Source organism: Burkholderia cepacia complex sp. TUM26381 (assembly GCF_057439935.1).
Map to the genome: position 1 here is coordinate 1,532,039 of NZ_CM172006.1, position 22,379 is coordinate 1,554,417.

Here is a 22,379-nt window from a genome sequence, read left to right on the forward strand (position 1 = left end):
ATGAAATCATGAGCAAGCTGGCAGGCAAGGTAGCGATCGTCACGGGCGCATCGAAGGGCATCGGCGCGGCAATCGCGAAGGCACTGGCCGTCGAAGGCGCGTCGGTCGTCGTCAACTACGCGAGCAGCAAGGCGGGCGCCGATGCGGTCGTGAGCGCGATCGTCGAAGCGGGCGGCCGTGCAGTCGCGGTCGGTGGCGACGTGTCGAAGGCGGCCGACGCGCAACGCATCGTCGATACGGCGATCGACACGTACGGCCGTCTCGACGTGCTCGTCAACAATTCCGGCGTGTACGAATTCGCGCCGATCGAAGCGATCACCGAAGAGCACTATCGCCGTCAGTTCGACACGAACGTGTTCGGCGTGCTGCTGACCACTCAGGCGGCCGTCAAGCATCTCGGCGAAGGCGCGAGCATCATCAACATCAGCTCGGTGGTGACCAGCATCACGCCGCCGGCCAGCGCCGTGTACAGCGGCACGAAGGGCGCGGTCGACGCGATCACCGGCGTGCTCGCGCTCGAACTCGGCCCGCGCAAGATCCGCGTGAACGCGATCAACCCCGGCATGATCGTGACCGAAGGCACGCACAGCGCGGGCTTCATCGGCTCGGATCTCGACAAGCAGGTGCGCAGCGAGACGCCGCTCGGCCGCCTCGGCGAGCCGGACGACATCGCGTCGGTGGCCGTGTTCCTCGCATCGGACGATGCCCGCTGGCTGACCGGCGAGCACCTCGTCGTGAGCGGCGGGCTGAACTGATCCGGCGGGATTGCGCGATCGGCGCGCGTGCGCCGATCGCGCCGTTACGCGAGCATCGCCAGCGCGTTCGTGCCGACGTGCCACTGCAGGCTCTCGACGACGAGCGCGTGATTGTCTTCGGAATCGAGCCCTGCGATCGTCATCGCGCCGACGATGCCTGCGCTGGCGATCCGCAACGGTACGCTGCCGCCGTCGAGCGCATAGTCGTCGTCCGACAAGCCCTGCGATTGCAGCGACCAGCCGGCGCGGCGAAAGCGCGCGCCGACCGCGAGCGAACTCAGGCCGAAACGCAGCACCGTGTTCTGCCGGCGGCGGATCGCGTCGCTGTCGTTTGCATCGCTGCCGTCGAGCGCGCAGTAGAACAGCGGCGCCTCCTCGCCGACGATGCTCACCGCGATCGGCAGCCCGCGCCGCGTCGCGAGGTTGACCGCGATTTCCCCGATCTGGCGTGCGACGGCCGCATTGAAGCGCGGCAGCGCCGGATTCGACGCGTCGTCGTCGAAGGGATGGGGTTCGAGGCGAAAGAGGGTCGTCACCATGGCGGCTCCGTGGCGTCGCCGGCTCAGTGTGCGCGTGCCGGGCGTCGCATCGTCACGGGCCGCGCGCGGGCCCGTCGTCCGTTCAGTGCTGCGGCATGTCAGCGTTTTGGCGCCGCGTCGAGCATCCACTCGTGCGCGGGGTCGTTCTTGAACGCCCACGCGCGGCTCGGCCCGGCCATCACGTTCAGGTAGTACAGGTTGTAGCCGTGCGGCGCGACGACCGGATGGTAGCCGCGCGGCACCATCACGACGTCGTGGTTCTCGACCGCGCATGCTTCGTCGAGGCTGCGGTCGTCCGTGTACACGCGCTGGAATGCGAAGCCCTGCGGCGGGTCGATCCGGTGATAGTAGGTTTCCTCGAGCGAGGTTTCGTCGGGCGAGGCGTCGCGGTCGTGCTTGTGCGGCGGATAGCTGCTCGAATGGCTGGCCGGCGTCACGACTTCGACCACGAGCAGCCGGTCGGCGGCCGGGTTGTCGCCCATCAGGATGTCGCACACGTAGCGCGTGTTGGTGCCTTGCCCGCGCACCGAGCGGCGCATCCGTTCGCCGTCGAGGCGCCGCACGGGCTTGTCGCCGCTCGCGTACGGCGCGGTGCACAGCGCGATTTCCGCATCGCGCGTCGCGACCAGCGTGACGCGCTTGCCGCCCGGCACGTACAGCGCGTCCGGCGAGACCTCCTCGAACACGCTGTCGCGCTTGCCGAGCGCATCGTAGGTTGCGCCGTCGACTTCGGCACGCACGGTGCCCGTCAGCACGACGACGCACAGCTCGCGCGTGCCGGTGTCGAGCGTTTCGGCGTCGCCGGCCTTCAGGCGCAGCGCGCGAAAGCCGACATGCTTCCAGCCGGCCGATTCGGGCGTGACGTTGCAGATTTCGCGGTCGGCGGATGCCTTGACCAGCAGGGGAGAAATCGTCATGGGGAGGGGCTCCGCAATAGGGTAGGGCTCACGCGCTCACGCGCTCAACCGGTCGACGATCGCACGCAGCGACTCGTAGCCCTTTTTCGCATAGGCATAGCTCGGCGCGACGGCCGGATCCTGCTCGGCCTCGACGACGAGCCAGCCTTCGTAGCCGGCGTCCTTCAGCGTGCGCAGCGTCGCGTCGTAATCGAGCGCACCGTCGCCCGGCACGGTGAACGTGCCGTTGATCACGCCGTTCAGGAAGCTCCAGCCGTCGTTGCGCGCCTGCGTGACGACCTGCGGCCGCACGTCCTTGCAGTGCACGTGCGCGACACGCGACACGTGCTTCTTCAGCAGCGTCACCGGATCGGTCGCACCGCCGAAATACGCATGGCCCGTGTCGAACAGCAGGAACACCTTCGCCGGGTCGGTCAACGCCATCAGCCGGTCGACGTCGTCCGGCGACTCGACGTATGCGCCCATGTGGTGATGGTAGGCGAGCTTGATCCCGTATGTGTCGAGCAGGTGCGCGCCGAACGCATCGAGGCGCGCCGCGTAGCGCTGCCAGGCTGCGTCGTCGACGAAACGCGGCCGTTTCGCGACCGGCGTCTCGATGTTGCCCTGGATCGTGCCCGCGCATTCGCCGTAGACGACGACCTTCACGTCGTTGAACTGCAGCTTCGTCATGTGCGCGCGGCAGCGCTCGATCTCTGCCGCGACCGCGTCGGCGTCGCTCATGCCCGGCGCGACTTCCGCGAGGAAGCCCGAATACCAGCCGGACACGCACACGAGGCCGAACTCGGCGAGCTTCGCCTTCAGCTCGGGGCCCGTCTTCGGAAACTTGTTGCCGAGCTCGAAGCCCGCATAGCCGATTTCGGCGCCTTCCTTCAGTGCCGTTTCGAGCGGCGTCTCGCCGCCGAGCGACGGCAGGTCGTCGTTCATCCACGACAGGGGATTGATGCCGATGCGGACGTTCCAGCTCATGACGTGCTTCCTTGGTTCGAATGATGGGGTGTGCGGGGCGGGTTCGTGGACAGCGTTCGTAGTCAACGCCGCTGCCGGGTCTTCGCGTCGAGATACGCGCGGTGTGCGGCGTCGACGCCGGTGCGTTCGGACACCTGCGGCACCGCGACTTCCCACCACGCGCCGCCGTCGTCGGTCGTGCGCCGGTGCGTGGTGTCGATCACGAGCACCTGGCTCTTCTTCGCTGCGCGGGCGCGCGTCATTTCCCGGCGTAGCTCGGCGATGTCGCGCACGTGCACGGCTTCGGCGCCCATCGCGCGGGCATGCATCGCGAAGTCGATCGTCGAGCGCTCGCCGCCTTCCGGCACGCAGTCGTCGAGCATGTTGTTGAAGCTCGCCCCGCCGCAGTTCAGCTGCAGCCGCTCGATGCAGCCGTAGCCACGGTTGTCGAGGATCACGACGATCAGCTTGCGGCCGAGCATCACGGACGTCGCGAGTTCGGCGTTGAGCATCATGTACGAGCCGTCGCCGACGATCACGATCACTTCGCGTTCGGGCCGCGCGAGTTTCGCGCCGAGGCCGCCTGCGACTTCGTAGCCCATGCACGAGTACGCATAGTCCATGTGATAGTTGCCCGGCACGCCGCTGCGCCACAGCTTGTGCAATTCGGCCGGCAGCGTGCCGGCCGCGCAGACGACGAGATCGTCGCGTGCGCTGTCGCGTCCCGCGTCGGCCGCGGAGTCGCGCACCGCGCCGATCACTTCCGCGTCGTACGGCAGCGTGTCCGCCGGAATGCGCGTCGTCAGCTCGGTGACGCGCGCGTTCCACGCGGCGGCCTGGTCGCGATTCGAGGCCGTCCACGCGGGGTCGGCATGCCAGCCGGCCAGCGCGGCCGACAGCTGGCCGAGGCCCGTGCGTGCGTCGGCGATCAATTGCCGGCCGCGTTTCTTGCCGGCGTCGAACGGCTGCACGTTCAGGCTCAGCAGCGTCGCGTTGCCAAACAGCGCATGCGAGCCGGTCGTGAAATCCTGCAGCCGCGTGCCGACCGCGAACACGACGTCGGCCTGCGCGGCCGCGCGGTTCGCGGCGGGCGAACCCGTTACGCCGATCGAGCCGAGGTTCAGCGGGTGATCCCACGTGAGGCTGCCCTTGCCGGCCTGCGATTCGGCGACCGGCACGCCGTGCGTGTCGGCGAACGCGCGCAGCGCGTCCCACGCCTGGCTGTACAGCACGCCGCCGCCAGCGACGATCAGCGGCTTCTTCGCGGCTTTCAGCACGTCGAGCGCGTCGGCGAGTTCGAGCGCGTCGGCCGGCGGACGGCGCATCCGGATCACCGGCGGCGCGAAGAAATCCTCGGGCCAGTCGTATGCGAAGGTCTGCACGTCCTGCGGCAGCGCGAGGCACACCGGGCCGCACTGCGCGGGGTCGGTCATCACCTGGATCGCGCGCGGCAGCGCGACGAGCAGCTGCTCGGGCGACGTGATGCGGTCGAAGTAGCGCGTCACGGGCCGGAAGCAGTCGTTCGCGCTGACGTCGCCCTGTTCGAAATCCTCGACCTGCTGCAGCACCGGGTCGGGCAGCCGCGACACGAACACGTCGCCGGGCAGCAGCAACAGCGGCAGCCGGCCGACGTGCGCCAGCGCGGCCGACGTCAGCATGTTGGTTGCGCCGGGGCCGATGCTCGACGTCGCGGCCATCATCCGCTGGCGGAAATTCGCTTTCGCGAACGCGACGGCCGCGTTGGCCATCCCTTGCTCGTTGTGTGCGCGGAACGTCGGCAGCCGGTCCTGCTCGGCATGCAGCGCTTCGCCGAGCCCGGCCACGTTGCCGTGGCCGAAGATCGCGAACACGCCGCCGCAGTACGGCAGGATTTCGGTCCGGCCGTCGGGCTGGACGACTTCGGCGCGCAGGGCGGCCAGGTAGCGCACGAGCGCCTGGCTGACGGTCAGTCTCACGGTGGTGGTCATCGTCGGTCGATAGAGAGGAATCGGGTGGTCGTCACGGGCACGGTCATCAGGCTGCTGCGGCGGCGCGCGCGGCGGCGCGGCGGCCGAGCCACGCGTCGACCAGTTGCGCGAAATTGCCGGCCACTTCGTCGATCAGCGCCTGGTCGTCGATGCGGCCGGCGAACCAGTTCAGCGACGCATCGGCCCACAGCGTGCGCCCGACCATGAAGCCCTTGACGATCGGGTTGGTCGCCGAGCGGAAACTGTCGACGAGGTATTGCAGCGGCTGGTTCAGGCCGAGGATCACCGCGCCGCGGCAGTGCGGGTCGCGCTCCGCGATCAGCGCGGCGAGCCGTGTCCAGCCGTCCGCGCTCAGCGGCGTGAGCTTCCACCATTCGGGCTTCACGCCGAGGTTGTAGAAGCGCGCGACCGTGCGCAGCACCGCGTCGTCCTCGGTGCCGGCCGGCGTGACCGCGCGCGGCGGAATCATTTCCAGCAGCAGTTCGTTGCCGCTGGCCCGCGTGGCTTCCCACAGTTCCAGCACGCGCTGTTCCTGTTCGACGCGCAGGTCGACGTCGTCGTCGGGGTGATAGTGGACGAGGCACTTCACGACCTGTTCGGTCGGCCAGTGCGTGAGCGACGAGCCGACCGAGCGCGTTTCGTCGAACCGCAGCGGCCGCGAGCCCGGCAGCTCGACCGGGCGGCCGACCCACCAGCCGCGCCCGGTGGCCGACGCGAGTGCGTCGCTGCCGTAGGCGCCGCCGTCGATCAGCACGCCGACGTGGCCTTCGATATGACGATCGCGCTCGACCTGCTCGACCGCACGCACGAGCAGCCGCTTCAGCGTCTTGACCCGCGCTTCGTCCGCGCCGGCCTGCACCGCGAGTTCGTAGAACTGGCTGCGATGGTCGAATGCCATCACGCACAGGTCGTCCCATTCGCGGCGCGGCACCGTCACGCGATGCAGGTGCGCGAGCGTGCGGTCGGCGTCGACCACCGGATTGCGGCTGCCGTCGAACCAGTGCGCGAGTTCGGCCGGCGTCGGCATCGCGGCCGAGCACGCATGGCGCGACACGACGATCGCGCCGCACGCGTTCGCGATGCGCGTCGATTCGCCCCAGTCGCGCCCGCGCAGCAGCCCCGACAGCAGGCCCGACAGGAACGCGTCGCCCGCGCCGAGCACGTTGAGCACCTCGACACGTTCGCCGAGGAAGGTCGGCGCGTCGTCGATGCTGGCCGGAATGCCGCCTTCGATCACGCAGCAGCCGAGCGCGCCGCGCTTGACGACCAGCGTCGCGTTCGTGATCGCGCGCACCGCTCGCAACGACCCGGTCAGGTCGTGCGGCACGCCGCCCGCGATCAGGAATTCCTCTTCGGTGCCGACCAGCAGGTCGAATTCGCCGAGCACCTGCTGCAGTTGCCGCGTCACCTGCGCGTCCGGCACGTAGCGGTTTTCGCCCGCGCCGCGCGCGGTCAGGCCCCACAGCACGGGGCGGTAGTCGATGTCGAGGATCCGCACGACGCCGTGGCGGCGCGCATAGCCGAGCGCGGTCAGCGACGCTTCGCGCGTGGCCGGTGTCGACAGGTGCGTGCCGGTGATCGCCAGCGCGCGGCAACCGGCGATGAAATCCTCGCTGATCTCGTCGGCGCGCACGGCCATGTCCGCGCAGTTTTCGCGCACGAACAGCAGCGGAAACGTGTCGCGATCCTTCAGCCCGAGCAGCACCAGCGCGGTGAGGCGCTCGCGGTCGGTCTGCAGCTGGCTCGTGTCGCAGCCTTCGCGCTCGAGCGTTTCGCGCAGGAAGCGGCCCATCTGCTCGTCGCCGACGCGCGAAATCATCGCGGTCTTCAGCCCGAGCCGGGCGACGCCGAACGCGACGTTGCCCGACGAGCCGCCGAGATACATCTGGAAGCTGCGCGCGTCTTCGAGGCGGCTGCCGTACTGCTGCGCATAGAGATCCACGGCCACGCGGCCGAGGCAGGCGAGATCGATGGGGCGGTCACTCGGAAAGTTCAGCAGGCTCATATCACGTGTCACGCTCGCGGCCGGCGTTCGGCGCTGCCGGCAGATTAGGGGACCGATCCTGTGGCCACGGTCCGCAACGTGCGCTGCACGACGCGGGACTGCCTGCCGCAGGAAATCGGGCTACGAACGCAGTCTAGACTTTTTGGAAATCCAGTTCCCTAGGTGAAATCACGTAGAAATAAATTTCCAAATTTTCAAGGAAGTGATCTACAGTTTCATCCGGATGCTTCAGTCCGTATCGGACTCGGCCCGGCGGCGCGCAACGCGCCGTCTTCCGCCCCCCGGAGATGAGGAGACAGATTGATCATGAAGACCAAGCTGATGGCCGTCGCGGCCGCCGCGATCCTGGCTGCGCCGCTCGCGCATGCCGAGAAGATCGGCGTGACGATGGCATCGTTCGACGACACGTTCCTGACCATCCTGCGCAACAGCATCGCCGATTCGGCGAAGAAGGACGGCGCGACGGTGCAGATCGAGGACGGCGGCAATGACGTCGGCAAGCAGTTGAGCCAGGTCCAGAACATGATCGCGCAGAAGGTCGACGCGATCATCGTGAACGCGGTCGATACCGACGCGACGCCGAAGATCACGAAGATGGTGACCGCCGCGAAGATTCCGCTCGTCTACGTGAACCGCAAGCCGGTCGACTTCGACAAGCTGCCGGCGGGTGTCGCGGTCGTCGCGTCCGACGAGAAGCAGTCGGGCACGCTGCAGGCGCGCCAGGTGTGCAAGCTGCTCGGCGGCAAGGGCGACCTCCTCGTGCTGATGGGCGAGCTGTCCAACGAATCGGCGCGCGCCCGCACCAAGGACATCGAGGACGTGATCGCGACGAAGGATTGCTCGGGCATGAAGATCGTCGACAAGCGCGAAGGCAAGTGGAGCCGCACGCAGGGCCAGGACATCACGATGAACTGGCTGAGCTCCGGGACGAAGTTCGACGCGATCGTGTCGAACAACGACGAAATGGCGATCGGCGCGATCAATGCGCTGAAGGCCGCGCGCAAGTTGACGCCGAAAACCGTCGTCGCGGGTATCGACGCGACGCCGGACGGTCTCGCGTCGATGAAGGCCGGCGAGCTGAAGGTGTCGGTCTACCAGAATGCGGCCGGGCAGGGTGCGCAGGCGGTGGCCGCCGCGCTCAAGCTCGCGAAGAAGCAGCCGGTCGACCGCTACGTGAACGTGCCGTTCGAGCTCGTGACGCCCGAGAACATGAGCCAGTACGCGAAGCACTGACCGGTGATCCGTTGAACTGCGCGGGCCCGGCACGGCAGGGTTCGCGCGCGACTTGTCGAGGAACGTCCATGTTTACAGCCAGAGTCGCGCGCCCGATGGCCGGCGGCGACGCGCCGGCCGCTTCGTCCGGCGCGGCCGGCCAGTCCGGTGCGCCGGCTTCTTCCGCGGCCGACTGCGTGCTCGAGGTGCGCGGCGTCGGCAAGTCCTTTCCCGGCGTCGTCGCGCTCGACGGCGTGCAGTTCCGCGTGCGCCGAGGCACCGTTCATGCGCTGATGGGCGAGAACGGCGCCGGCAAGTCCACGCTGATGAAGATCATCGCGGGCGTCTACACGCCCGACCAGGGCGAGATCCTGATCAACGGCGAACCGGTCGTGCTGAACGGCCCGCTCGATGCGCTCGACCGCGGGATCGCGATGATCCACCAGGAACTCAACCTGATGCCGTACATGACGGTCGCGGAGAACATCTGGATCCGCCGCGAACCGAAGAACCGCTTCGGCCTGATCGATCACGCCGAATTGCGCCGCCGCACGGCCGCGCTGTTCGAGCGGCTGTCGATCGATATCGATCCGGAAACCGACGTGCGCACGCTGACGGTCGCGAGCCGCCAGATGGTGGAGATCGCAAAGGCCGTGTCGTTCGACTCCGACGTGCTGATCATGGACGAGCCGACCTCCGCGCTGACCGACAAGGAAGTCACGCACCTGTTCCGGATCATTCGCCAGCTGCGCGAGCAGGGCAAGGGCATCGTCTACATCACGCACAAGATGAACGAGCTGTTCGAGATCGCCGACGAGTTCTCGGTGTTCCGCGACGGCAAGTACATCGGCACGCATGCCTCGAGCGACGTCACGCGCGACGACATCATTCGCATGATGGTCGGGCGCGAAATCACGCAGATGTTCCCGAAGGAGGAAGTGCCGATCGGCGATGTCGTGCTGTCGGTGAAGGATCTCGGCGTCGACGGCGTGTTCCGCGACGTGAGCTTCGAGCTGCGCGCCGGAGAAATCCTCGGCGTCGCGGGCCTCGTCGGCTCCGGGCGCTCGAACGTCGCGGAGGCGCTGTTCGGCGTCGTGCCGGCCACGTCGGGCGAGATTCGCATCGACGGCAAGCCGGTGCGGATCGCGACGCCCGCACAGGCGATGAAGCATGGGATGGCGTTCCTCACCGAGGATCGCAAGGACAGCGGCTGCTTTCTGAATCTCGACCTGCTCGCGAACATGGAAGCGGCCGTGCTCAGCAGCCGCTACGTGAAATTCAACTTCGTGCAGCAGGCGCAACTGAAGCGCGACTGCGAGGAAATGAGCCGGACGCTGCGCGTGAAGTCGCCGGGGCTGCACGAGGAAATCCAGAACCTGTCGGGCGGCAACCAGCAGAAGGTGCTGATCGGCCGCTGGCTGCTCACGCAGCCGCGCATCCTGATCCTCGACGAACCGACGCGCGGCATCGACGTCGGCGCGAAGGCAGAGATCCACCGGCTCGTCAGCGCGCTCGCCGGCAAGGGCGTCGCGGTGCTGATGATCTCGTCGGAGATGCCGGAAGTGCTGGGGATGAGCGATCGCGTGATGGTGATGCACGAAGGGCGCATGACCGGCATCGTCGATCGCAAGGACGCCGACCAGGTCCGCATCATGGATCTCGCGTCGCGCTGAGCCGTAACAAGATTGGAGACAACTGAAATGGGCAACCTGAACCCGGTCGCGGATGCGCAGACCATGACACTCAAGTCGCGGCACACGAAGTGGCCGCCCGAGCTGAGCATCTTCCTCGTGCTGGTCGGCATCAGCCTGTTCTTCGAGATCGTCGGCTGGATCGTCGTCGGCCAGAGCTTCCTGTTCAACGCCGAGCGGCTCGAGATCATCGTGCTGCAGATGGCCGTGATCGGCATCATCGCGGTCGGCGTGAACCTCGTGATCATCACCAGCGGGATCGACCTGTCGTCGGGATCGGTCGTTGCCGCCGCTGCCGTCGTATCGGCGAGTCTCGCGCAGGTGTCGGATTTCCCGCGCGCGGTGTTTCCGCACCTGACCGACCTGCCGATCATCTGGCCGGTGCTGGCCGGCGTGTGCGTCGGGCTGCTGGTCGGCCTGCTGAACGGCACGCTGATCGCGATGACGGGGATCCCGCCGTTCATCGCGACGCTCGGCACGATGGTCGCCGCGCGCGGCTTCGCGAAGTGGTTCACCAACGGGATGCCGGTGTCGATGCTGACCGACCCGTTCGCGGCGATCGGCGCGGGCGCCAATCCGGTGATCATCTTCCTCGTGATCGCCGCGATCTTCCACGTCGTGCTGCGCTACACGCGCTTCGGCAAGTATACCTATGCGATCGGCGCGAACCGCCACGCGGCCGTCGTGTCGGGCATCAACGTCACGCGCCACCTGATCTTCGTCTATGCGATCGCGGGCCTCCTGAGCGGTATCGCAGGCACCGTGACCGCGGCACGCGCGATCTCCGGCCAGTCGGGCATGGGCGTGATGTACGAGCTCGATGCGATTGCGGCTGTCGTGATCGGCGGCACGTCGCTGTCGGGCGGCCTCGGCCGCGTGACGGGCACCGTGATCGGCGTGCTGATCCTCGGCGTGATGACGTCGGGCTTCACGTTCATCCGCATCGACGCGTATTACCAGGAGATGGTGAAGGGCGCGATCATCGTCGCGGCCGTGATCGCCGACCAGTACCGCAACAAGAAGACGCGCCGCTGAGCGGACGCACGCGTCGAGCCGGTAACCGCATTCGCGAAGGAAGCCTGATGAAGATCGCGCTGGACCCTTACATGATTCGCCACCTGCCGCTCGACCGGCTGCCGCACGCGGTGGCCGAGCTCGGCTACGACCAGATCGAATTGTCGCCGCGCAGCGACTTTCTCGACTGGTGGGTGATGCCGCGCGCGACGCGCGAGCGCATGGCCGCGTTCCGTCAGGCGATGCGTGCGAGCGGCGTCGGCCTTGCGTCGCTGCAGCCGATGTACCGCTGGGCGAGCCCGTTCGAGGACGAGCGGCAATGGGCCGTACGGTGCTGGAAGAAGGCGATCGAAGTGGCGGTCGAGATGGAGTGCACGCTGATGGTGTCGGAGTTCGGGCGCGGCGCGTCGCCCGAGCGTTCGGTCGGCGAGCGGCCGGGCGCGAACCCGAAGGAGCTGTGCGAGGCCGCGTGGTTCCGGTCGATGGACGAGCTGCTGCCGATCCTCGAGCGCGAACGCATCGTGCTGTCGGTCGAGCCGCATCCGGAGGACTGGATCGAGCAGCTGCAGCCGGCGATCGACATCGTCACGAATCTCGCTTCGCCGTCGCTGAAGCTGTCGTACATCGCGCCGCACACGTTCTACTACGGCGACGACATGGCCGTGATGATCGCGCAGGCCGCGCCGATCCTGGCGCACGTGCGCGTGGCCGATACCTTCGACCACCGCAAGAGCAGCCAGCTGCGCTACATCGTGAACCCGCCCGGCTCGACCCAGATCCGCGTGCACCAGCATCTCGACATCGGGCAGGGCGAGATCGACTGGGACCTGTTTTTCGGCGCCCTCGGCGCGGCAGGCTTCGACGGCGTGATGTCGTCGTGCGTGTTCGCGTGGGAGGACCGCGCGGAAGTGTCGTCGCGTTACATGCGCGACACGATCCAGCGCTACGTCGATCGTCATTTCGATCGCACCGCGCGCTGACCCAATGCTGACCGGCGCGGCACGGGCCGCGCCGCTGATGAACGACTGGAGACTCGTAGATGACCTTGCAAATCGGCGTGATCGGCTGCGGCGCGATCGGCCAGGACCATATCCGCAGACTGACCCGCACGCTGTCCGGTGCACGCGTCGTGGCCGTCAACGACATCGATCCGCAGCAGGCGCGCGACGCGGTGTCGAAATACGGCCTCGATGCCGAGATCTACGGCGACGGCCATGAAGTGGTCGCGGCTGCCGACGTGCAGGCCGTGCTCGTCACGTCGTGGGGGCCGACGCACGAAGCGTTCGTGCTCGACGCGATCGCGCACGGCAAGCCCGTGTTCTGCGAGAAGCCGCTCGCGGTGACGGCCGACGGCTGCATGCGGATCGTCGAAGCGGAAGTCGCGCACGGCAAGCGGCTCGTGCAGGTCGGCTTCATGCGGCCGTACGACGACGGCTATCGCGCGCTGAAGCGCGTGATCGACAGCGGCGAGATCGGCGCGCCGCTGATGCTGCATTGCGCGCACCGCAACCAGTCGGTCGGCGAGCGCTACACGACCGACATGGCGATCACCGATACGCTGATTCACGAACTCGACGTGCTGCGCTGGCTGCTCGGCGAGGACTACACGAGCACGCAGGTCGTCTATCCGAAGAAGACGCGCCATGCGTCCGCGCATCTCGCCGATCCGCAGATCGTGCTGCTGGAAACCGCGAGCGGTGTGCGCATCGACGTCGAGATCTTCGTGAACTGCCAGTACGGCTACGACATCCAGTGCGAGGTGGTCGGCGAGCAGGGCATCGCGAAGCTGCCCGATCCGCCGGCCGTCGGGCTCAAGCATGCGGCGCGGCAGTCGGTCGAGATCATGACCGACTGGAAGGAGCGTTTCATCGCGTCGTACGACGTCGAGCTGCAGGCGTTCATCGACGGCGTGCGGCAGGGCGCGCTCACCGGGCCGTCCGCATGGGACGGCTACGCGGCGGCGGTCGCGGCCGACGCCTGCGTGCGGGCGCAAAAGAGCGGCGCGGTCGAGCCGATCGCGATGGCCGAGCGTCCCGCGTTCTATCGCGGCTGACCCGAGGCCGCGCGCCGCTGACCTGCCGGGAAGACCGACATGACGATGAAGATTGGTTGCGCCCCGTGCTGCTGGGGCGTCGACGACGTGAAGAACCCGCATCTGCCGCCGTGGCGGCATGTGCTCGCCGAGGCCGCGCAGGCCGGCTACTCGGGCATCGAGCTCGGGCCGTACGGCTATATTCCGCTCGAACTCGACGTGGTGAGCGCGGAACTCGAGCGGCAGCGCCTGAGCATCACCGCCGGCACGATCTTCGACGATCTCGTGTCGCCGGAGAACCTGCCGAACCTGCTGCGCCAGACGCGCGACATCTGCGCGCTGATCACGCGGCTGCCGAAGCTGCCGACGCAGGATGGCCAGCGTTACGCGGCGCCATACCTGGTCGTGATGGACTGGGGGCACGAGGAGCGTGACTACGCGGCCGGTCATGCCGATCGCGCGCCGCGGCTGTCCGGCGAGCGCTGGGCGGGCATGGTCGACCATATCCGGCAGATCGCGACGATCGCACGCGACGAATTCGGCGTGCGCGCGGTGATCCATCCGCATGCGGGCGGCTACATCGAGTTCGCGGACGAGATCGACCGGATCGTCGCCGATATTCCCGCCGACACGGCCGGCCTCTGTCTCGACACAGGCCACCTGCATTACTCGGGCATGGACCCGGAAACGTGGCTGCGTCGCCATGCGGCGCGTCTCGACTACGTGCATTTCAAGGATATCGACGCGGCCGTGTACGGCACGGTGATGGGCGAGCACATCGCGTTCTTCGCCGCATGCGCGCGCGGCGTGATGTGCCCGATCGGCACCGGCGTGCTCGACTACCGTTCGATCCGCCAGGCGCTCGACGACATCGGCTACGCCGGATACATCACGATCGAACAGGAGCGCGATCCGCGCAATGCCGGCACGAGCCTGCGCGACGTCGCCGCGAGCCGCGCGTTTCTCGCGTCGGCCGGTTTTGCATGACCCCTGAACCCGCACCAGGAACACCACCATCATGATTGACGGACAGATTCTGCTTGGACATTCGATTCGCTGGGGCATGGTCGGCGGCGGGCTCGGCAGCCAGATCGGCTACAGCCACCGGTCGGCCGCGTTGCGCGACGGCAGCTTCCAGCTGGTCGCCGGCGCATTCGACATCGACCCCGAACGCGGCCGCCAGTTTGGCGTGAAGCTCGGCGTCGCGGCCGAGCGCTGCTATCCCGACTACGCGACGATGTTCGACGCCGAGGCGCGCCGCCCGGACGGTATCCGCGCGGTGTCGATCGCGACGCCGAACAACACGCATTTCGAGATCTGCCGCGCCGCGCTGCATGCGGGGCTGCACGTGGTCTGCGAGAAGCCGCTGTGCTTCACGACCGAGGAGGCCGAGGCGCTGCAGCGCCTGTCGGTCGAGAAGAACCGGATCGTCGGCGTCGCGTACGGCTATTCCGGACACCAGATGATCGAACAGGCGCGCGAGATGATCGCCCGCGGCGATCTTGGCGAGATCCGCATCGTGCAGATGCAGTTCGCACACGGGTTCCACAGCGAGGGCGTCGAGGCCGCGAGCGCGGCCGCGCGCTGGCGCGTCGACCCGAAGTTCGCGGGCCCGAGCTACGTGCTCGGCGACATCGGCACGCATCCGCTGTACATCTCCGAGGTGATGGTGCCCGGGCTGAAGATCCGGCGGCTGATGTGTTCGCGGCAGAGCTTCGTGAAGAGCCGCGCACCGCTCGAGGACAACGCGTTCACGATCATGGAATACGACACCGGCGCGGTCGGCTATGTGTGGTCGAGCGCGGTGAACGCGGGCTCGATGCACAGCCAGAAGGTGCGCGTGATCGGCTCGAAGGCGAGCGTCGAATGGTGGGACGAGCACCCGAACCAGCTGCGCTACGAAGTGCAGGGGCAGCCCGCGCAGGTGCTCGATCGCGGGATGGGCTACCTGCACCCGGCGGCACTGCGCGAGGACCGCATCGGCGCCGGGCATCCGGAAGGGCTGTTCGAGGCGTGGTCCAATCTCTACGCGCGCTTCGCGCTCGCGATGGATGCGGCCGATCGCGGTGACGTCGACGCATTGAAGCAGATCCGTTATCCGGACGTTCATGCGGGTGTGGAAGGTGTCCGCTGGGTCGAGAATTGCGTGCGCTCCGCCGACGCGGGCAGCGTGTGGGTCGACTATCGGTGAGCAGGGCAGGCCGGCTGCGCGGGCGACGCCAGGTTGCCCGCCGACAGCCGGCCTCGGTACACACCCTAATCTTTACGACGCCGCGAGAGCGTTGGACAATCGCTTCCAGTCTTGCCGTGGAGCGTGTGCAAGTGATGATCGAGCGCGTGGGAGCGAGCGCGCGGCGCGGGCCGTGCCGCAAACGTGATTAAATTCGCCCTTCATGCATGTATCCAGTCGAGTCCCGGGCCGCGCCTGCCAGTATCGCGCGCATCGGGGCCGTCAACTTCGCGCTATCCGATGAGTTCATCCGAGAAACCTCCCGCCACCGTCGAGCAGTTCCTGCAGCATCTGACGCAGGAATACGACGGCCTCAGCAATCGCCTGAAGGTGATTGCGCGCCACGTGGAAACGCATCGGGACCAGCTTGGGCTGGAAGGCATCCAGTCGCTCGCGGAGGCGTGCGGCGTCCAGCCGTCGGCCGTCGTGCGTTTCGCAAAGCACTTCGGCTTCTCCGGGTTCTCGGAGATGCAGCGGCTGTTCCGCGAAGGGCTCGCGCAGCAGATCGCGCCGGGGCGTGCCTACAACCTGCGGCTGCGCGACGTGATCGAAGCGGGCTCGTCGAGCCTGCAGCCCCAACAGATCGCCGACGAATTCATCAAGGGCAGCATTGCCGGCATGCAGCAGCTGCGGCAGACGCTCGATTCGCAGGCGCTCGCGCAGGCCGTCGACCTGCTCGCGAACACGCAGGCGATCTGGATTGCCGGTTCGCGGCGCGCGTTTCCGATCGCCGTGTATCTCGACTATGCGCTGCAGCACACCGACAAGCGCATCGGGCTGTTCAGCGCGCTCGGCAGCATGCATCTCGGGCAGATCCGCTCGGTGCGCGAGGGCGACGTGATGATCGTGATCTCGTTCATGCCGTATGCGGAGGAAACCGTCCAGGTCGCGCAGCAGGCCGTGCAGCGCGGCGCGCGCGTGATCGCGATTACCGACAGCCGGATGAGCCCGCTCGCACGGGAGGCCGAGGTGACGCTGATGGTGCAGGACAGCGAGACGTTCGGCTTTCGCGCGCTGACGGCCACGATGGGCCTCGCGCAGAGCCTGTTCGTCGCGCTCGCGTACCGGCTCGAACTGTCGTACCTGCCGACCGCCGATGGCGCGCACGGCTCGAAAGCCGGTTGACCTTGACTGCCGGCGTACCGCCCGCGACCCCGATCGGCGGGCGGCACACCGGCCGGCTTACTTCGCGGTCGGCATCGCGAATTCGGCGCCCTTGCCGATGCTCGACGACCAGCGCTGCATCACCGACTTCTGGCGCGTGTAGAAACGCACGCCTTCCTCGCCGTACGCGTGCATGTCGCCGAACAGGCTCTTCTTCCAGCCGCCGAAGCCGTGCCAGGCCATCGGCACCGGGATCGGCACGTTGATGCCGACCATACCGACCTGGATGCGCCGCGCGAATTCGCGCGCGATGCCGCCGTCGCTCGTGAAGCACGCGACGCCGTTGCCGAACTCGTGCGCGTTGATCAGGTCGACCGCTTCGCCGAAATCCTTCGCGCGGACGCAGCCGAGCACCGGCCCGAAGATTTCTTCCTTGTAGATCCGCATGTCGGGCGTCACGTGATCGAACAGCGTGCCGCCGGTGAAGAAGCCGGCCTCGCGGCCCGGCACGCGCAGCCCGCGGCCGTCGACCACCAGTTGCGCGCCTTCGTTCACGCCTTGCTCGATATAGCCTTCGATGCGCTTCAGCGCTTCGCCGGTGACGATCGGGCCCATCTCGACTTCCGGCGACATGCCGTCGCCGATCACCAGCTGGCGCGCACGCTCGGCCACCGCCGGCACGATCCGGTCGGCCAAATCGCCGACCAGCACCGCGATGCTGATCGCCATGCAGCGCTCGCCGGCCGAGCCATACGCGGCGCCGATCAGCGCGTCGACGGCCTGTTCGATGTTCGCATCGGGCATCACGACCAGATGGTTCTTCGCGCCGCCGAGCGCCTGCACGCGCTTGCCCGACTGCACCGCGCGCTGCTGCACGTAGGCTGCGATCGGCGTCGAGCCGACGAAGCTGACGGCCTGCACGTCGGGGTGGTCGAGCAGCGCGTCGACCGCACCCTTGTCGCCCTGCACGACGTTGAACACGCCGGCCGGCAGCCCGGCCTGCGTGAGCAGGTCGGCGATGAACAGCGCGGCCGACGGGTCGCGCTCGCTCGGCTTCAGCACGAACGTGTTGCCCGTCGCGATCGCGACCGGGAACATCCAGCACGGCACCATGCACGGGAAGTTGAACGGCGTGATGCCCGCGACGACGCCGAGCGGCTGGCGCATCGTCCAGTTGTCGATGCCGGTGCTGACCTGGTCGGTGAAGTCGCCCTTCAGCAGTTGCGGCACGCCGCACGCGAATTCGACGATGTCGATGCCGCGCGCGACTTCGCCCTGCGCGTCGGAGAACACCTTGCCGTGCTCGGCCGTGATGATCGCCGCGAGCGTGTCGCGGTGCTCGTTCATCAGCTGCAGGAAGCGGTGCAGCACGCGTGCGCGGCGGATCGGCGGCGTCGCGGCCCAGGCCGGGAACGCGGCGTGGGCCGATGCGACGGCCTGCTGCACTTCGCTGTCGTCGGCGAGTGCGACGCGGCGTACCGCGCGGCCGAGCGCCGGATTGAGCACGTCCTGGAAGCGGCCGCTGCGGCCGGCAACGGGCGCGCCGTCGACATAGTGGCCGACGTCGGCGTCGGACGTGTACGCGGGAACCGGATTCATCGTGTCTCCTGGGGGTGAGGGGGGAACAGGACCCAGTCTAGGGAAACCGGCAGGGCGGGAGAAGGCCGCGAAACTTGATTCACTGTTCAGAATTCTGAATAATCAGTGGATGAATCAGCAAAATGTCCAGGCGCTCTGGCCGCATATCCATTCGCTGACGGTGCTGGCCGCGGCCGGCAGTTTCACGGCGGCCGCGCAGCGGCTCGGCATCAGCAAGGCCGCGATGAGCCAGCGCATCGCCGATCTCGAAAAGGCGGCCGGCGTGCCGCTCGTGCGCCGCACGACGCGCAGCGTGCGGCTCACCGACGCGGGCCAGACGCTCGTCGACAGCACACGCGACGCGTTCGAGTCGATCGGCCAGCACTTCGCGCGCGTGAAGGATCTGGCCGGCGAGCCGCGCGGGCTGCTGCGCGTGACGGTGCCGGTCGCGCTCGGGCGCCAGCAGGTCGTGCCGCACCTGCCCGATTTCCTGCGGCAGCATCCGGGCGTGCAGATCGAGCTCGACCTGTCGGACCGGCTGCATTCGCTGACGCAGGAAGGCTTCGACCTCGCGATCCGTCACACGACCACCGCGCCGCAAACCCACGTCGCGTGGAAGCTGTGCGACACGCGCTCGCTGCTCGTCGCGAGCCGCGACTACCTCGACGCGCGCGGCGCGCCGCGTCATCCGAACGAACTCGTCGACCACAGCTGCCTGTGCTACCTGCGCGACAACGAGCCGGCCGCCTGGAGCTTCGAGCTGCACGGCCGGCGGCGCGAGCGCGTGAGCGTGCCGGTGCGCGGCAGTTTCGCGGCGAACAACAGCGAGGCGATGCGCGAGGCCGCGCTCGGCGGGCTCGGCATTGCGCTGCTGCCGGATTTCAGCGCGCAGCGCGATCTCGACGCCGGACGGCTCGTCGCGCTGCTCGACGGCTGGCGGCCGTCGGGCGCGTTCGGCGATCACATCTTCGCGATCCGCCCGTACAGCCCGGTCGTGCCGAGCGCGGTGCGCGCGCTCGTGCGGCACCTGCGCGAACGGCTCGCGGGCGGTTTCGCGGGCGCGTGAGCGCGGCGCCCGCAGGCGCCGGGCCGCGGGCCGCGGGCGGCCCGGGCAGGCGCGGCGGCGCTGCGGTAAAATCGCGGCTTCCTCCCGCGCCATGTGTGGCGCGTCATTCGAAGGTCGAAAGCCGATGCAGATTCACAAGGAAGTGGATGCGCGCGGGCTCAATTGCCCGTTGCCGATCCTGCGTGCCAAGAAAGCGCTCGCCGATATGGAAAGCGGACAGATCCTCAAGGTGCTTGCGACCGATCCGGGCTCGCAGCGCGATTTCGCCGCGTTCGCGAAGCAGACCGGCAACGAAATCGTCGAATCGACGACGCAGGACAAAACCTTCGTGTTCCTGATGCGCCGCCGCTGACGGCCGCATCGTCCGTCATGCCGCGCGCCCGCGCGCTGGCCGGGCCTCTCTGACAATTCTTAAACCTCGCCATGCGACGGGCTGCGTATACTGACCCGGCCGGTCGTCCGCTCCCAGCGGAGGCGCCGGCCACGGTACGTCGCAAGGCGGGCACGGGGGCCATGCCTGACGCTACCGTCGTACAACGGGGAGAGGACATGTCCTTCAGACCAGGGACCCTTCGAAGTCCGTCCGGAGCGGAAAGCATTGCGCCCGCGCGCAGATCGGAATTGAGCCGGATCGAGCTCGATCCGCAACAGGACCGCCACGCGCGTGCCGCGCTGGAGGCGTATGCAGATTCGGCCGCGGCCGAGATGCCGTGGCTGGCCGAGTGGCTCGACGAACGGCTGCGCGATGCCGCGCAGGACGACGGCTCGGGCCTGACCTACTGCGGTGCGACGGTCGAACGCGTGTTCGATCTGGCGCAGGCGTGGGCGGCGGGCCAGCCCGACTACGCGGCCGGCGCGTGGGAACGGGTGCGCGGCCAGCTGCAGCGGATGCTTGCGCAACCGCCGCTGCCGGAGCCGCCGTCGCCACGCGTGCCGTCCGACGATTTTGCCGAGCCGGTGGCCGGCATCGCGGGTGCCGATTAGGCGTCCGATTGCGCAACAGAAAGGATTATTCGAAGAAAGGACGATAGTCCGCGCAATTTCTTGGCGAATTTCATACTACTATGATGAAATCGCCGGTTCGTCCGTGCCCCGTTTTTGAGATATTTAGCCGGGGTCGCCGGTTTGCGCAGGTGGCGCGAACGGCGAACGACGGCTCGCCGGCCGATATCCGGATGCCGCGTGCGTGCTGCGCGGCCGGGGGCAGGCGCGGGAGCTGAATGGACGAATCGCTTTCGATTTGCGGGGTGCTATGAGAATTGCTGTACTGGATGACGATCCGGCCCAGACGGATTTCGTCAGTCAAACGCTGACGGCCGTTGGCCATACGTGCTATGCGTTCAAGGAAGGCAAGGCCCTGAAGAAGCGTCTGCAGCGCGAGACGTTCGATCTGCTGGTGCTCGACTGGAACGTACCCGACATGTCCGGCGAGGAAGTGCTCAAGTGGGTGCGTGCCAACCAGACCGAGCACAGCCTGCCGATCATCTTCATGACGAGCCGCGACGACGAGGCGGGGATCACGCAGATCCTCAACGCCGGCGCCGACGACTACGTGGTCAAGCCCGTGTCGGGCCCGATCCTGCGCGCGCGCATCGGCTCGCTGCTGCGTCGCGCGTATCCGGTCAATGCCGAGGCGACGGTCCGCGAATTCGATCAGTTCCGTTTCGACGTGAACCTGAAGCAGGCGTACGTCGGCGACAAGGCCGTGAGCCTCACGCAAAAGGAATTCGAACTCGCGCTGCTGCTGTTCCAGCATCTCGACCGGCCGCTGTCGCGCGCGCACATTCTCGATCTCGTGTGGAAGCAGGCGACCGACATTCCGTCGCGCACGATGGATACGCACATTTCGATGCTGCGCACCAAGCTCGGCCTGCGGCCCGAGAACGGCTACCGTCTGGCGCCGATCTACGGGTACGGCTACCGGCTCGAACGGGTCGGCCAGGGAGAACCGGAGTGACCACGCGAATCACGCAGCGCACGGCAAACCTGCGCACGGCGGCGCTGCGCGCGGCGTGCGCGGTCGCGGTTGCGTTCGCCGCGCAGCAGGCCGCGGCACAGCCGCCTGCCGCCGCGGGCAAGATGGTCGTCTATCGCACGCAGGCGGGCGACACGCTGTACGACGTCGCCGCGCGCTACCTGCAGGGTGCGGACGACTGGCAACTGCTTCAGCAGATCAACGGCGTGCCGGCGCCGAAGCACCTGCAGCCCGGCATCGCGCTGAAGCTGCCGGTCGCGCGCCTGCGCAAGGAAAAGCTCACCGCGCGCGTGATCGCGGTGCAGGGCACGGCGGAACGCGCGTCCGGCGACGCCTACGCGCCGCTCGCGAACGATGCGACGCTCGCCGAAGGCGATCGCGTGCGCACGGGCCCGAACGGCTTCGTGACGCTGGAGCTGGCCGACGGCACGCACATGAGCCTGCCGCCCGACAGCCAGCTCGACCTGAAGTCGCTGCGCCGCACCGTGCTGACCGGCACGCTCGATCGCGAATTCGAACTCACGCGCGGCTCGGTCGACAGTGAAGTCACCCATTTGAAGAAACGCGACGACCGCTTCCAGATCCGCTCGCCGTCGGTCGTGGCCGGCGTGCGCGGCACGCACTTTCGCGTGAACTACGACGCGGCCGGCAATGCATTGACGCGCGTCGAAGTGCTCGACGGCACCGTCGGCGTCGCAGGCGGCCGGCAGGCGGCCGATCCGACGCTCGTGCACGCGAATTTCGGCAGCGTCGCGACGTCGTCCGGCGCGGTCGGCGCGCCCGTCGAGCTGCTGGCCGCGCCCGCGCTCGCGCATCCGGACAAGGTGCAGGACGAGCCCGACGTCGCGTTCGACGTCGCACCGCTCGCGCAGGCGCATGCTTATCGCGTGCAGCTCGCGCACGACGCGGGGCTGCTCGACCTGTTCCGCGAAACCCGCACCGATTCGCCGCGCGCGGTGTTCCGCGACGTGCCGAACGGGAACTACTTCGTGCGGATCGCCGCGATCGATGCGAACGGCCTCGAGGGGCGTCCGCGGACCTACGCGTTCGAGCGCCGTGTGATGGGCCTCGATGCGAGCGCGTCGCAAGGCGCCGGCGGATACGAGTTCCGCTGGTCGCCGAACGGTTCGGGCAAGGATGCGCGCTACCGGTTCGTGCTGTCGCGCTCGAAGGACCTGAGTGCGCCGGTCGTCGACCAGGTCGGCCTGCATGCGCGCCAGCTCACCGTCGCGCATCTGCCGCCGGGCGACTATTTCTGGGCCGTGACCGTCGAGGAATTCGAAGGCGGCAAGTTCTACGAGAAGACCAGTCCGGTCAGCGCGTTCACGCTGTCGCGCTGACCCGCGGCG

Annotated in this window: 20 protein-coding genes; 14 read left to right on the plus strand and 6 right to left on the minus strand. The window is 67.9% G+C overall.

Annotation, left to right across the window (positions count from 1 at the left end):
* Positions 1 to 8: 8 nt before the first annotated feature.
* Complete coding sequence (locus ACWMMN_RS07245; protein WP_059234807.1) at positions 9 to 755, plus strand: SDR family NAD(P)-dependent oxidoreductase; 747 nt, start codon at positions 9 to 11, stop codon at positions 753 to 755.
* Positions 756 to 799: 44 nt separating this feature from the next.
* Here ACWMMN_RS07245 and ACWMMN_RS07250 read toward each other — a convergent pair whose 3' ends face one another.
* The 5 genes from ACWMMN_RS07250 to ACWMMN_RS07270 form a co-directional block, all read right to left on the minus strand.
* Positions 800 to 1,294, minus strand: a complete 495-nt coding sequence (locus ACWMMN_RS07250) for a heme-degrading domain-containing protein (RefSeq protein WP_486423157.1) — start codon at positions 1,292 to 1,294, stop codon at positions 800 to 802.
* Positions 1,295 to 1,392: 98 nt separating this feature from the next.
* The gene (gene iolB, locus ACWMMN_RS07255) at positions 1,393 to 2,211 is read right to left on the minus strand and encodes a 5-deoxy-glucuronate isomerase (protein WP_256085894.1); all 819 of its coding nucleotides are present in this window, start codon (positions 2,209 to 2,211) and stop codon (positions 1,393 to 1,395) included.
* 36 nt (positions 2,212 to 2,247) lie between these two features.
* A complete protein-coding gene (gene iolE / locus ACWMMN_RS07260) occupies positions 2,248 to 3,177 on the minus strand; it encodes a myo-inosose-2 dehydratase (protein ID WP_059234801.1) in 930 nt (309 codons plus the stop codon).
* 62 nt (positions 3,178 to 3,239) lie between these two features.
* The gene (iolD, locus tag ACWMMN_RS07265; protein WP_486423158.1) at positions 3,240 to 5,123 is read right to left on the minus strand and encodes a 3D-(3,5/4)-trihydroxycyclohexane-1,2-dione acylhydrolase (decyclizing); all 1,884 of its coding nucleotides are present in this window, start codon (positions 5,121 to 5,123) and stop codon (positions 3,240 to 3,242) included.
* Between the two features lie 46 nt (positions 5,124 to 5,169).
* Positions 5,170 to 7,128, minus strand: coding sequence for a bifunctional 5-dehydro-2-deoxygluconokinase/5-dehydro-2-deoxyphosphogluconate aldolase (locus ACWMMN_RS07270; RefSeq protein WP_059234798.1), 1,959 nt, complete (start codon positions 7,126 to 7,128; stop codon positions 5,170 to 5,172).
* A 306-nt stretch (positions 7,129 to 7,434) separates the two neighbouring features.
* On the opposite strand from ACWMMN_RS07270, the gene ACWMMN_RS07275 reads away from it, so the two are divergent.
* From ACWMMN_RS07275 to ACWMMN_RS07310, 8 genes are all read left to right on the plus strand, one after another.
* Positions 7,435 to 8,361, plus strand: a complete 927-nt coding sequence (locus ACWMMN_RS07275; RefSeq protein WP_059234796.1) for a sugar ABC transporter substrate-binding protein — start codon at positions 7,435 to 7,437, stop codon at positions 8,359 to 8,361.
* Positions 8,362 to 8,429: 68 nt separating this feature from the next.
* A complete protein-coding gene (locus ACWMMN_RS07280) occupies positions 8,430 to 10,013 on the plus strand; it encodes a sugar ABC transporter ATP-binding protein (RefSeq protein WP_174994413.1) in 1,584 nt (527 codons plus the stop codon).
* Positions 10,014 to 10,040: 27 nt separating this feature from the next.
* Positions 10,041 to 11,066 (plus strand): ABC transporter permease, encoded by a 1,026-nt coding sequence (locus ACWMMN_RS07285; RefSeq protein ID WP_059234792.1) that lies wholly within the window; start codon positions 10,041 to 10,043, stop codon positions 11,064 to 11,066.
* A 47-nt stretch (positions 11,067 to 11,113) separates the two neighbouring features.
* The gene (locus ACWMMN_RS07290) at positions 11,114 to 12,025 is read left to right on the plus strand and encodes a sugar phosphate isomerase/epimerase family protein (RefSeq protein WP_486423159.1); all 912 of its coding nucleotides are present in this window, start codon (positions 11,114 to 11,116) and stop codon (positions 12,023 to 12,025) included.
* 59 nt (positions 12,026 to 12,084) lie between these two features.
* On the plus strand, positions 12,085 to 13,098 hold the full coding sequence (gene iolG / locus ACWMMN_RS07295; protein ID WP_486423160.1) for a bifunctional inositol 2-dehydrogenase/D-chiro-inositol 1-dehydrogenase: 1,014 nt from the start codon (positions 12,085 to 12,087) through the stop codon (positions 13,096 to 13,098).
* Positions 13,099 to 13,137: 39 nt separating this feature from the next.
* A complete protein-coding gene (locus ACWMMN_RS07300) occupies positions 13,138 to 14,064 on the plus strand; it encodes a TIM barrel protein (RefSeq protein ID WP_486423161.1) in 927 nt (308 codons plus the stop codon).
* 31 nt (positions 14,065 to 14,095) lie between these two features.
* The gene (locus ACWMMN_RS07305; protein WP_174994415.1) at positions 14,096 to 15,268 is read left to right on the plus strand and encodes a Gfo/Idh/MocA family protein; all 1,173 of its coding nucleotides are present in this window, start codon (positions 14,096 to 14,098) and stop codon (positions 15,266 to 15,268) included.
* Positions 15,269 to 15,547: 279 nt separating this feature from the next.
* Positions 15,548 to 16,432, plus strand: a complete 885-nt coding sequence (locus ACWMMN_RS07310; RefSeq protein ID WP_059234782.1) for a MurR/RpiR family transcriptional regulator — start codon at positions 15,548 to 15,550, stop codon at positions 16,430 to 16,432.
* A gap of 57 nt (positions 16,433 to 16,489) precedes the next feature.
* Here ACWMMN_RS07310 and ACWMMN_RS07315 read toward each other — a convergent pair whose 3' ends face one another.
* Positions 16,490 to 18,010, minus strand: a complete 1,521-nt coding sequence (locus ACWMMN_RS07315; protein WP_486423162.1) for a CoA-acylating methylmalonate-semialdehyde dehydrogenase — start codon at positions 18,008 to 18,010, stop codon at positions 16,490 to 16,492.
* Between the two features lie 109 nt (positions 18,011 to 18,119).
* On the opposite strand from ACWMMN_RS07315, the gene ACWMMN_RS07320 reads away from it, so the two are divergent.
* From ACWMMN_RS07320 to ACWMMN_RS07340, 5 genes are all read left to right on the plus strand, one after another.
* Positions 18,120 to 19,055 carry a LysR family transcriptional regulator gene (locus ACWMMN_RS07320; RefSeq protein ID WP_059234778.1) on the plus strand — a complete coding sequence of 312 codons (936 nt, stop codon included), beginning with the start codon at positions 18,120 to 18,122 and terminating at the stop codon, positions 19,053 to 19,055.
* A 124-nt stretch (positions 19,056 to 19,179) separates the two neighbouring features.
* Entirely contained in the window at positions 19,180 to 19,407 is a 228-nt protein-coding gene (locus ACWMMN_RS07325; protein ID WP_006402122.1) for a sulfurtransferase TusA family protein, read from the plus strand.
* A gap of 197 nt (positions 19,408 to 19,604) precedes the next feature.
* Complete coding sequence (locus ACWMMN_RS07330) at positions 19,605 to 20,039, plus strand: peptidase (protein ID WP_174994650.1); 435 nt, start codon at positions 19,605 to 19,607, stop codon at positions 20,037 to 20,039.
* Positions 20,040 to 20,307: 268 nt separating this feature from the next.
* Positions 20,308 to 21,012 carry a response regulator transcription factor gene (locus tag ACWMMN_RS07335; RefSeq protein ID WP_006490421.1) on the plus strand — a complete coding sequence of 235 codons (705 nt, stop codon included), beginning with the start codon at positions 20,308 to 20,310 and terminating at the stop codon, positions 21,010 to 21,012.
* Positions 21,009 to 22,370 carry a FecR family protein gene (locus ACWMMN_RS07340; RefSeq protein ID WP_174994649.1) on the plus strand — a complete coding sequence of 454 codons (1,362 nt, stop codon included), beginning with the start codon at positions 21,009 to 21,011 and terminating at the stop codon, positions 22,368 to 22,370. The genes ACWMMN_RS07335 and ACWMMN_RS07340 overlap by 4 nt, the downstream gene beginning before the upstream one ends.
* Positions 22,371 to 22,379: the final 9 nt, after the last annotated feature.